General features: G+C 25.8%; 13 protein-coding genes. 4 read left to right on the top strand and 9 right to left on the bottom strand.

Features of this window, described 5'->3' with window-relative positions; translation table 11 throughout:
* Position 1: 1 nt before the first annotated feature.
* The 3 genes from KQY27_RS07605 to KQY27_RS07595 all read right to left on the bottom strand — a co-directional run bounded on the left by KQY27_RS07605 (position 2) and on the right by KQY27_RS07595 (position 2228).
* On the bottom strand, positions 2–697 hold the full coding sequence (locus KQY27_RS07605; protein ID WP_224425977.1) for a 7-carboxy-7-deazaguanine synthase QueE: 696 nt from the start codon (positions 695–697) through the stop codon (positions 2–4).
* A gap of 82 nt (positions 698–779) precedes the next feature.
* Complete coding sequence (locus tag KQY27_RS07600) at positions 780–1331, bottom strand: 6-pyruvoyl tetrahydropterin synthase family protein (RefSeq protein WP_224425976.1); 552 nt, start codon at positions 1329–1331, stop codon at positions 780–782.
* Positions 1332–1577: 246 nt separating this feature from the next.
* Positions 1578–2228 (bottom strand): DUF366 family protein, encoded by a 651-nt coding sequence (locus KQY27_RS07595; RefSeq protein ID WP_224425975.1) that lies wholly within the window; start codon positions 2226–2228, stop codon positions 1578–1580.
* A 252-nt stretch (positions 2229–2480) separates the two neighbouring features.
* Between KQY27_RS07595 and KQY27_RS07590 the strand changes: the two genes are divergently transcribed.
* The 4 genes from KQY27_RS07590 (at position 2481) to KQY27_RS07575 (ending at position 7257) form a co-directional block, all read left to right on the top strand.
* Positions 2481–3620 carry a DNA polymerase subunit beta gene (locus KQY27_RS07590; RefSeq protein ID WP_224426019.1) on the top strand — a complete coding sequence of 380 codons (1140 nt, stop codon included), beginning with the start codon at positions 2481–2483 and terminating at the stop codon, positions 3618–3620.
* Positions 3621–3894: 274 nt separating this feature from the next.
* The gene (locus KQY27_RS07585) at positions 3895–5184 is read left to right on the top strand and encodes a homoserine dehydrogenase (protein WP_224425974.1); all 1290 of its coding nucleotides are present in this window, start codon (positions 3895–3897) and stop codon (positions 5182–5184) included.
* A 676-nt stretch (positions 5185–5860) separates the two neighbouring features.
* The gene (locus KQY27_RS07580) at positions 5861–6745 is read left to right on the top strand and encodes a Dna2/Cas4 domain-containing protein (protein ID WP_224425973.1); all 885 of its coding nucleotides are present in this window, start codon (positions 5861–5863) and stop codon (positions 6743–6745) included.
* Between the two features lie 221 nt (positions 6746–6966).
* Complete coding sequence (locus KQY27_RS07575) at positions 6967–7257, top strand: hypothetical protein (protein ID WP_224425972.1); 291 nt, start codon at positions 6967–6969, stop codon at positions 7255–7257.
* Positions 7258–7613: 356 nt separating this feature from the next.
* On the opposite strand, the gene KQY27_RS07570 is transcribed toward KQY27_RS07575, so the two are convergent.
* The 6 genes from KQY27_RS07570 to KQY27_RS07545 form a co-directional block, all read right to left on the bottom strand.
* Positions 7614–8270 (bottom strand): DUF5612 domain-containing protein, encoded by a 657-nt coding sequence (locus KQY27_RS07570; protein ID WP_224425971.1) that lies wholly within the window; start codon positions 8268–8270, stop codon positions 7614–7616.
* A 203-nt stretch (positions 8271–8473) separates the two neighbouring features.
* Positions 8474–8737 (bottom strand): energy-converting hydrogenase B subunit EhbP, encoded by a 264-nt coding sequence (gene ehbP, locus KQY27_RS07565; protein WP_224425970.1) that lies wholly within the window; start codon positions 8735–8737, stop codon positions 8474–8476.
* 103 nt (positions 8738–8840) lie between these two features.
* On the bottom strand, positions 8841–9839 hold the full coding sequence (locus KQY27_RS07560) for an NADH-quinone oxidoreductase subunit H (protein WP_224425969.1): 999 nt from the start codon (positions 9837–9839) through the stop codon (positions 8841–8843).
* Positions 9840–9984: 145 nt separating this feature from the next.
* The gene (locus KQY27_RS07555) at positions 9985–11118 is read right to left on the bottom strand and encodes a nickel-dependent hydrogenase large subunit (protein WP_224425968.1); all 1134 of its coding nucleotides are present in this window, start codon (positions 11116–11118) and stop codon (positions 9985–9987) included.
* 115 nt (positions 11119–11233) lie between these two features.
* Positions 11234–11680, bottom strand: a complete 447-nt coding sequence (locus tag KQY27_RS07550; protein WP_224425967.1) for an NADH-quinone oxidoreductase subunit B family protein — start codon at positions 11678–11680, stop codon at positions 11234–11236.
* Between the two features lie 99 nt (positions 11681–11779).
* Positions 11780–12298, bottom strand: coding sequence for a 4Fe-4S binding protein (locus KQY27_RS07545; RefSeq protein WP_224425966.1), 519 nt, complete (start codon positions 12296–12298; stop codon positions 11780–11782).
* Positions 12299–12315 lie beyond the last annotated feature (17 nt).

Raw genomic sequence — 12315 nt, 5'->3', positions numbered from 1 at the left:
TTTACTCGATGTTTAAAAGTTTATGAGTCTGAGGAATGATTAAAACCTCCATATATTCTCCAATCACTTCTGAAAATGTAAATAACTTATTGCTTGAATTTTTCCATTGTTCAATAGGACTTACAGGTTGAATTACTATTGGAATACTATTATTTTTTACTTCTTCAGATAATCTTTTTGTTATTTTTCTTAAAACATTTAAATCAGTTGAAGGTGATACTACTAATTTACAATATAACTTTGTATTTTGTTGTATTAATAATTTTACTGAATCAAGTTCTTTTTCAAAAATACTCTCATAAGTATCTTTTCCAAAATGTTCAGATAACTTAATATCTAAAGAAACACAGTCCATTTTATTAATATTTCTAAATGAATTGGGTAAAGTTCCATTAGTTTCAATCATTATCTTAATATCAATTTTTTGGACCAATTGATTTATAAATTCTGAATATAAAAGAGGTTCTCCTCCAGTAAAAGAAATAGAGTGTAAATCTGGGGTTTTCAATCTTTCAATTTTTTCCAAAACTTCATCAACAGTCATTGAAATTCCGTTATCAGAAGATCTACTTTCAGGAGTATCACAATAATTACAGTCTAAATTACATCCTGCAAAACGTACAAAAATTTGTCGCCTCCCAATCCATAAACCTTCTCCTTGAAAGCTTGAAAAAATCTCAATAATAGGTGCTTTCATAAAATCATCCTCAATTCAATTCAATTAGTGCGCTTAAAAACTAAATTCTAAAAATTTAAAAAAATAAATTAAATAACTATGATTATTCTCTTTTAAAGAATGCTCCCTGACCTATTCCCTCGTTTACACATACAGAAACAAAATCAACTTCGTATCCTTTTTTTCTTAAATCTTCAAAAACAATGTTTGCAAAATATTGAGATAATTCTTCAGCAGAAGAATGTTTTAAAGGGAGAAGAACACAGTCTTCCATTGGGAATTTATATTCTTTATTCCCTACACTAAATTCAACATAATCATTATTGCAAAAATCAAGAACAGATAGTTCACTAGAATCGACGTAGTCTTCAGAATCAACATTTTTTTCAGAGTTAGAAATGCCTTTAAACATCATATTCTTATTATTAATAGGAATCAAAACCCGATGATCTAATTTTTTACATATTGATCTAACAACATTTTTAACATCTTTAAAATCAACTACAAATTCATATTCTCCAGATCTCTTTCCTTCAATTTCTACATCAACGAAGTATGAATGTCCATGTATAAACCCACATGAAGAGTGTACAGGTATGATATGAGCAGATGAAAATCTCAATCCTGCATTGATTCCATTAACTACTATTTTCATTATTTCACTCCTATTATTAGAATACTATTTTATGTTATTTATTAAATTACTTATATTCTGATTATATTCCACTTATATCATAATTATATCATAATTATATTAAAGTTATATTAAATTTATTATAATTATTATAATTATATACAATTTATATCCTAGTTATATCCTAGTTATATCCTAATTATATCCTATTCATACCATTATATGTTATTTATATATTATATTCTATTATCTATTAATTTTATATTATTATAATAAATTAGTTTTGCTTATATCTAGTTCGATATCATTTAATTCATTTATATAACTATCGACAATTGTATAGAGAAAATCAACTATATTATTTTCATTAAAATTATTATCTACATCAGAATTATTATTTAAATTATTATTTAACTCAAATAAACCTATAGCATCAACATCATCAGGAGTTCCATCACTGAAAATATTAATACCAAGATGAATTTTCATTGAACTAGGTGAAACCGTAGCTATAGAAACTGTAAGCTTCTTTAAAATATTAGAATCAGGATTATCAGGATTGTCAGAACAATCAGAAACAATATAAATATCATCCCCCTTTCTGACTGAAATAATACCTTTGTTAGATAATTCTTCTTTTAGAATCATTACTAACATTCTTTGGCGCATATAAGCCAATCGCAAGTTAGCTGGTTGTTGGTCAAAATGTTCTACAATGAAATGAAGCATTTTATCAGATTTAATTTCAATACCAATATCCTCAAAATCCTTGAGATTTTCTGGAAAAATGTTCATTGGACCAATCCAAGTTATTATACTTGAACCTTTTATTTCAAATGATTTAAAAGCCCATGATTGTTCAATCTGGCTGCCATCATATTCAAAACTTTCATCAATATGTTTATGAGTAATCAACATATAAATTCCACTATTATTTTTTAAAATTTTTAATAATAAGTTTATATAATATTAGTATAAGTCTAGTGCAATATTAGTATAATTTTTATTTACTAATTTTAATAAAGTATAATAATATATGAATCTAAACATTATTATAATTATTTAATATAAAATATAGTATAATATAGTGTATATTAATAATGTATATAATCAAATAATAATTTTATGAATATTATATTCTATATTCTATTCATAAAAAAATATAGTGAGATTATGAAAGTTCGTACAAGAGATTTCATCTATACAACAGATAATTTGTTTTTCGCATCTACAAATTATATTCATCCTGAAGATAGATTTATTTCATTTTTAAGATATATCCCTGATGAAAATGGAGACCGAACACAAAATGGAAAAAAATACTCTAAAGTTACATCAGAAGAAGCATATGATTACCTTAGGAAAAATCATCCAGAATACTTGTATTTTTGTGAAGTTAGTCAGGTTGAAATGATGGGAGTTCCACATAACAAAGTGAAAACAATTATTAAACCAGAAGAAAGACTAAATGAAATAATAAGGCAGGAAAAAGAAATACCTTCTGAAAATCCAATTATAAAGAAATTATTAAAAGTAGCGGATTTTTTCCATTATAAAGCAGGCATTAGCTATGATAATTTAGGAATTTCAGGATCTATTCTTCCAAATCTACAAAAAAACACAGTTTCCGATATAGATTTTGTAGTTTATGGTTTAAAAAATCATAGAAAAGCTATGGAAACCTTTAAAAAATTTAAAGATAGAGAAGTTGATATTGAAATAATATCTAAAAAGGATTCGGATGAAATAAAGAGTATAAATAAAATAACACTTAATTCTATACAAGATAGCTATTGGGAAAGAATTTACAATAAAAGAATGAAAGATTCTAGTTTAACAAAAGAAGAATTCTGCTGGTATGAAGATAGAAAAAATAATAGAGGAATTATAGATGGAACCCTGTTTGATATTCTAGCCACACGTAATTGGAATGAAATTGAAGGAAAATGGGGAGATACCCGTTATGAAGGAATAGGGATAGCTACAATAGAAGCTACAATAGAAGATGCAATTGCTTCTTTTGACAATCCAGCTACCTATAAAATTAAAGATTTAAATGTTCTTGAAGTAGATTCGGGAGATATAGATTTAATTGCTCAAATAAGTGAACTTGCATCATTTACACATACATATGCTGGAGAAGCTATTGAAGAAGAAAGAATAATAGCTAAAGGTAAAGTTGAAAAAGTTTTAAAGGATATTGATGGTGAAACTGAAGAAAGTTATAGATTAATTGTTGGAACAACTAGAGAATCTATAGATGAATTTATAAAGCTAAAAAATATTCCTATAAACAAAATTGTTTCTTAGTGTAACTTATAATCTCATATTATAAATTTTTGTTATACAAAAAAACTATAATTGATAAAAATATTAAATATAAAATAAATGAAAATAATTAATTATTGAAAATAAATTATATTGATTTTAAGATATTAAAATAATATAAATATATTAATATATAAAAATTATTTGATAATAGATTTAATAAAAGATTAAAAAGATTTAAAAAATTAATAAAAAATATATAAAAATATATAAAAATCAAAATTATCCAATTTAATTTTATATCTGAGGAGATTTAATGAATAAAAATGAAATAAACATCGGCCTTATCGGTTTTGGTACAATAGGTGCAGGAGTAGTTGAAATATTTAATAAAAACCAAGATATACTTTCTAAAAAATGTGGAAAACCTGTAAATCTTAAAAAAGTAGCAGATTTAGATATTACTACAGATAGAGGAGTAGAAGTAAAAGATGGACTTTTAACTACAGATGTTAATGATGTTTTAGAAAATGATGATATTGATATAGTCATTGAATTAGTTGGAGGATATGAACCTGCTAAAACATTTATATTAAAAGCTATGGAAAATAAAAAACATGTAGTTTCTGCAAATAAAGCATTAATAGCTAAGCATTGGGAAGAACTAATGGAAACAGCTGAGAAAAATAATGTTAGATTTTGTTTTGAAGCTAGTGTTGGAGGAGGAATACCAGTACTTCAACCACTTAATGAATGCCTAGCTGCAAACAAATTCGATTCTGTTTATGGAATAATGAATGGAACAGCCAATTACATACTTACAAAAATGACTGAAGAAGGTTCTGCATTTGAAGATGTTTTAAAAGAAGCTCAAGAAAAAGGTTATGCAGAAGCTGATCCAACATTTGATATAGAAGGACATGATACTGCTCAAAAGTTAATAGTACTTACTAAACTTGGATTTGGTGAGTATGTTCCTCAAGAAAAATTTTATGTTGAAGGCATTACTAAAGTAACTCCAGAAGATATAGAATTTGCTAAAAATGAATTAAATTATGTTATAAAATTATTAGGGATAGCTAAACAAACTAATAGAGGATTAGAAATTAGAGTTCATCCGACATTTTTGCCAAAAAAACATTTATTAGCTTCAGTCAATGATGTATTCAATGCAATATATATTGTAGGTGATTTTGTAGGGCCAGTTATGCTATATGGTCAAGGAGCTGGAAGAATGGCTACAGCAAGTGCAGTAGTGGGTGATTGTCTTGACATTGTATTCAATGAAGATAAAAGAATTAGCTATGGTCCAGTTGACTCACAAGTAAACTCAATCAAAAATATGAATGATGTTATATCAAAATATTATATTAGTTTAAAAGCTCTTGATAAACCAGGAGTCCTTAAAAATATTACTGAAATTTTAAATAAGAATGGAATTAGTGTTGAATCAATTACACAAAAAACTAGCTCAGAAAATGAGGCAGTTCCAATCATAATTGTTACCCATGAAACCAAAGAAGAAAATATTCAAAAGGCTATAAAAACAATAGATAATTCAGAATATGTTGAAGAAGAAAGTAAAATAATTAGAATATTAGAATAATTAATATTCATTATTATAATAATTTTTATTTTATTAAATCTTCTTATATTTCATATATTTCTTATTGATTCTTTATATACTCTTTATTTATTATTTATTTAATAATTTCCATCATTTTAATTTTCCTTAAATATTCTAATTATTAAAAAATCACTTTAATTTTTTTCTATTTTTTAAATCAGATTTTCTTTTTAATAATATTGATTTTTAATTCTATTTATTATTATAATTCTATTTATTAGCATCTAATTCTTATTAATCCATTTTTTTATATTTATGATTATTATTATAAAATATTATATTTCCAAATAAATTTTATTATTATAATTCAATTTAATTATATTAAATAAAATTATAAGAATGAAAACAATATTTATTATCAATATGAAGATAAAAATTCTATTTAATGAGAATTTTAACATTTAAAAGCAATATTTATCTGAAAAAAAGCTCAAGTATTTATTTTAGAAGTAATAATAAGATAATTGTTGGTAATAATAAAAAACTATATTCTAAAAATTATGGCTAACTTTCAATTCTTTAAAAAGGATTAATGAATTAAAAGAATTAGATAAATAGAGAATTAAAAAATGGAAAATGAAAAAATAAAGTAATAAAAAATGGATTAATAAAATAATTAGAAAATAAAAATGTTAAAATTAAAAAGAGGATTAAAATGATTAGTACATCTTCAATAAGAACCTATATGTTCTGTCCAATAAAATTATATCTCCAAAAAAGCCTTGATGAAACAATAAACAATGATATTCTTTTACACAAAACTATAAAAGAATTAAGAATCGATTTACATGATTTATTTCAAAGAAATTTGAGAAGAATTAAAAAAGAAATGACTTTGATTGAAATAGAAGAAAATTTAAGTAAAAATATAGAAGAATATATACAAAATTCAATTAATATATTAAAAAATAGTGAAAAAAAAGTATTAGAATTAAATAATATTGAAAATAAAGAAAATGTAGATTTATTTGAAAAAGAAGTTGAAAAAGAAATTGAAGAAATAGATAAAATAGAAGAGATGAAAATAGAAATCGAAGCTGAGGTATATTTTAACATAAAGATATTAGCTTTGAAAGCTCAAAAATCTATGGAATTAAATGATAAAGATGGAAGTCAGATAGCTGAGTTATTTTTTCCAACTTCTATGCATAGCTATTTAATGAGAGATAATCAGCTTGAAATTGTAGGAACTTGTGATAAAATTGAAATAATTGATGGAAAATATTATCCAATAAGTTTAAGATCATCAAAACCACCATTAAAAGGAACATGGGACGGAGATTCAATAGAATTAGTAGCAGCTGCATTATTAATAGAACAAGAGTTCGATACCGAGGTGTTCGTAGGATTTGTTGAATATTTAAAAATTGGTGATAGGAGACCTGTTATAATGGATGCAAATCTTAGAAAAGGACTTTTTAAAGTTTTAAAAGAAATAGATGATATCTTAAATGAAAAAATAGTTCCAGAAGTAAATAAAAATATGGAAAAATGTTTAAATTGTGATTATAATACTGTTTGTAATCAAGAAATAATATAAAAAAGACTTGATAAAATAAAAAATACCATATAGACAGATAAACTTAAATAGAGTAAAAAAACCTTAGAATAATACAAATAAAGATCTTGCTAATCTGAAAACAATTAATATATAATTTGAAAACATTCAAACAAAAAATAGCAAGTAAAAATAAATGATAATAATTAAGTATATGAAAAAACATAACATAACTATATTTATACTATGAAGTAGGTGTGAAAATGAAAGACGAAGAATTGATGAAAAAATGTGAATCCTGTGAACTAAACGAAGATAATGACTTGATAAGCAATTGTAAAGCAGTTTTATCCGACATAGATGAATGTAAATCAGAATTAGGACTATCAGATGAAGAAGCTGATACTTATCTTAAAATGGTTGAAAATTTAAAACCTCAAGATGTTTCCAAAGTTTTAGAATTAGCTCTTAAAATAAGAGAAAGCGGAAATATTAAAAACCCTGAAATTAAAAACGATGCAAGTAGATTAATCAGAGCTATTGAAATGAGTTAATGATAATTTATTGCATTTAACCTTTTACCCATATATAAATAAAACATAGAAGATTTAAAACTTCTATTATTCTTTTATTTTCTATTTATTATTTTTTATTTTTATTCTTTATTTTTAAATTTTTTACATAATTACTAATTTTAAATATTCATACCTGAATATCATATCTTTAAATATAAAATAATCTAATTATTGAATAATATATAATAGTTAAATAAAAAATAATAGAATAAATAGTAGAATAAATATAAAATAAAGATAATAATAAAAATTAAAATTACAAATTATAAATAAGCTATAAAATAATAATATAAAATAATAATACAAATAGAATAATATAAATAGAATAATACTATCTAAAATTTATTTTTTTTCAATTTTTTAATATCAAAAATAGCTGTATCAGCAATAGCCATCACAGCCATTACTCCAGCTTGAATTGGATCAGATACAATAAGATCAGCTATTTCAGTCACTCCACCAGGCATGTTGAGACTTATAACAATTAAATTTTGCTTATTTTTTACATCAGATATAGCATCAACAATTTTTCCACCCATTAAAGATCCTGCAAGAACAAGAACACTTACTCTCGGAAGTCTAGATAAGGCATCAACTGCTTCAGCTATATCATCTTCACCAACTAATGGAGTTGTATCAACGCTTATTCTTTCTCCACGGATATTATGGCGGTCAGCTTCTGTTATGGCACCCATTGCAACTTGAGAAACTTGAGCTCCACCACCAAAAATAATAACTCTTTTTCCATAGATATCATTAAGAGACCCATGAACTTCCACAGACTGAACAGCTTCAATAGATTCAATATCATTAATCAATGAATCAATATTACCTGTATTTTCAAGCTCTAGATTAATAAAACCAACATCATTTTTTTCTATGAAAAGATGAGTATAACTAATATTAATACCATAAGAAGATATTAAATTAGTTATTTCGTCTAGGACTCCTTTTTCCTCTAAACTTTTAATTGTTATAGCTGTATTTGGCATTTAAATCATCTAATAAGATATAATATAAAATAAAATTAACCATTAAATAATATGGGAATATAATATGAGTATATTAATTACTGCAAATATTAATACATAATATAAAATATTATACTAATGTTAATAGTAATATTATACAAACATTGAATTAATACTAATATTAACGACAACATCACAGTAATAATATATATTTATAATATCTATTAAACATTTTCTGCTTTTATCAAATCTAAATCAGCTTTTGCTTTTTTAAATAAAGAAAGAAAACTATCATCATCTTTAACTAAGATAACATCTAAACCTAAATTTTTATGTTCTTCAATCCATTCTTCATTAAATACAGGAATTTCCGCTTTAATTGGTTCAGATGTTTTATTAACCAAAATAACATTCCTATAAGGGAAATTTCGCTCTACAATATAGCCCCCAAGGCTTACAATATGATGAGCTCTTACCACAAATTTCAATATAATCACCACAAATTTAAATTCTTTAACTTTCACTTAGTTATTGATTATAAATATTTTAAATAAATTTACTAAATCTTTAGATATAATAATTATATACAAATTATAATAATCCAATAGCAATAGCTAAAACACCTAATAGAGATGTCGCGATTACAACAGGATAAAATTGTCTATATGTAAATACTGGAGAAAAAGCACTCATTATTCCCATCAAAATTGGGAAAATAATAGCTACAGCTATATTGACCAATATTCCCCAAGATAAAATATTTGGAGGAATACCAATGAATAAAACTGAAAACAATGCCCCAAGAGTAAACATTAAAAATCCTCTTGTAATATAAACAAAAGAACGATATTTAGAAGCATATTCCATATAAGGACCTTCAATAACATCAGCTTTAGATTTTAGTATATTAAAAGGATATTCATTAAGAAGAATCATGTAGCCAATGAAAAAAACAATAGCTCCAATAGCTCCAGCTACAGTGAGAATAAAAGGACCATGAATATGCTGATAATTTACAATATCACTAAGAAAAATACTTCCAGTAATAGCTACTGGTATAAAAATTGCTAAATATAATGGAAAAGAACCAAAAGCTATCATTCTAAAAGCACGATTTGAACTTAAATCTTCAAGATAAGATCTTTCAGCATTTGGATATGCAGCTCCTTTAGCTAAATCGGGAAAAGGGAGTCCAAGAGACATAATAGATTTAGAGAGAGATCCCATTAAAACATAAGCTACTTCTTCTACTTTTAAAAATCCTATAATAGCTATTATACTAGTTAATGCTCCAAAAAAATACATTTGAGGAGTTAAAGCCAATAAAATCAAAATTACAATAATGAAACAAACAATTGGCAATGATTTATAGAGACCAGGTACTGGAGAATTAGGAGATATATTTTCCTTAAAGAAAAACTTTATAGGAGCCATAATTCCAGGACTAGTAACAGGAGGTCCAACTCTTTGCTGAATCCTCGCTTGAATATATTTTCTTTCAATTCCAGGAAGAAGACTTCCTATGATTAGGGCTAAAACCAATGTACCAATCACTGCTAAAATTGAATATATAATTGTGATAGTTGACATTTTATTTCCTCTTTTATTTAATCATCTAAATTTTATTAAATATTTTATCAATATTTTATCAATACAAATTTTATCAATATAAATTCTAATAATTTTTATAAAAATTACTTTAAACATTACTTGGACATATAATTTCTTTGTTATATTAAATCTTAATTACCTTAATAGCTCTATCTGTACAAGTAAAACATGGATCACACTGAACAATACACAATTGTGCATCAGTTACATGGTCACCAATACATGCAGTTTGCATAGCTCCAATATTAGACATAGACGGAGTTCTAATTACACTTCCTCTTACTCTACCATCTTCAATAGCATAAGAATGATATAAAGTTCCTCTTGGAACCTCAATATAACTTTTAGTTATGTCACAATCAAACATTTCCCAAGATCTATTTACTATAGGGCCTTTAGGAAGATTTTTAATAGCTTGACGAATAATATTAATAGATTCTGGGATTTCAAGAACTCTCATCAAAATATTAGATTTTACATCCCCATCATCCATAGTTACAACATTAAAATCAAAATCATCGTATTCTTTCATTGTAGTTCTCAAATCTTGAGCTATTCCAGTAGCTCTAAGTGTAGGACCTGTAACTTCAAGAGCTTTAGCTTGCTTTTGAGTTATTACGCCTATTCCCTCAATCCTACTCATAACAATAGGATCAGATGCAAATCTATCTGCAAAATCATTTATTCCTTTTTCAAGAGCATTCATTCCTTCAGCTATTTTTTGGATTCTCATTTCATCAAGTTCACACCTTGGCCTTACTCCTCCAATAATAGAAGCACCATATTGAACACGATTTCCTCCAATCATACGAAGTAATTCCATTACAGTTTCTCTGAGATAGAAAGCCCTCATAGAAAAGGTTTCATGGCCTAAAACTTCACTTCCGTGAGCAAGATAAAGACTATGACTATGTAAACGTTCCAATTCTTCAACAATAACTCTTATATAATTAGCACGTTCTGAAATTTCAATTCCAAGACCTTTTTCTGCAGTTAAAACAGAATTCCAAATGTGTGCATTAGAACATATTCCACAAACTTTCTCTGTAAGAGCATTTGCTTTTTCTACAGGAAGACCTTCCATTATTCTTTCAATTCCACGATGGTTCACACCAATTGTGATTTCTGCATCTTTTACAATTTCATCTTCAACAAAAAGCCTAACTCTATATGGTTCTAAAGCAGCAGGATGGACTGTTCCCATTGCAACCTCAGTTTCTATTACTTCCTGCTTTTTTGGTCTGTTTTCATTTTTCATTATATCCCATTAATCATAATAATTGAAAAATATCTTTAAGATATTTTTATAAAATTTTAAATTTCTAAATTTCTTATAATATTTTAAAAGATTTATAATAATCTTCAAATAATATTTAATCTGCTTCTAATAATTTAGGGAGTGCAGCTACAACTCCAGAAAGAATATCTTCTGGCCTAACAGCACAACCAGGTACTTTTGCATCGACTGGGATGATATTTTCAACTGGTCCCATAATTTCTTCAGATGGAATATCTCCATGAATATTTTTATAGACACCACCCATTAAAGCACATGCTCCTGCAGCTACAACAGCTTTAGGTTCTGGAATTGCCTCATAAATCTTCTTTAGAGGTTCTTCATTAAATTTAGTTACTGGACCTGTAACAACTAAAACATCTGCTTCACGAGGATTCCATGTTAAAAAAACCTTATATTGCTCAGCATCAAATTTAGGTGAAAGAACACAGTTGACAATCTCAATATCGCAACCATTACATCCTCCAGTATATACTAACATTAAATGGACAGCTCTTGCCCTTGAAAATGACTTAAGGCTCATTAAATCCCTCATATTATATATCTATATTATTTTGTATTATACAGTTGTTAATTTATTTTAATTATTATTATGTTAAGTATTTATATCAAATTAAGTTAATTATCTATTCAATTTATGTAATTTTTCAAGTTTATTTTCATCAGTATTTTTCAATACAGTTTTATCAGATAAATATTGAGAAATAAAAGAAAGTTTATCCTCAGAAATCTTAAATGGTTTATTCATATTTTCTTCAAGATTTATTTCTACTTCACCAACATCATTAGGATGTATAGTAGCTTTTTCACCGAATAATGCATAAACTGGACAAAAATCATGACAATGATAACAGAAAACACATTTTTCACTATTAAGATTTGGAACTTGAGTTTTAGTCCAACCATCCATCAATACTTCAGGTTCATCTAAATCAACCATAGTAACTGCATTAGTCGGACATACATTAGCACAACCAGAACAACCAATACAAGCATCAGTAGCTACCTTATTTTTTGGTTTGATTTTCCCTCCTAAAATAGCTTCACGCATTTCCATATCAGTTACTCTATTAGAAGCGAAAAAAATCTTTTTAAAGTTTCCAAAAGCTCCTTCTAACATTATTCTTATTAAATTTTTCATTTAAACACCATAAGTGT

This window comes from Methanobrevibacter sp. TMH8 (genome assembly GCF_020148105.1).
Lineage (GTDB): Archaea > Methanobacteriota > Methanobacteria > Methanobacteriales > Methanobacteriaceae > Methanobinarius.
The sequence above is the reverse complement of the archived record's forward strand: the minus strand, read 5'-3'. Positions and strand labels throughout refer to the sequence as shown.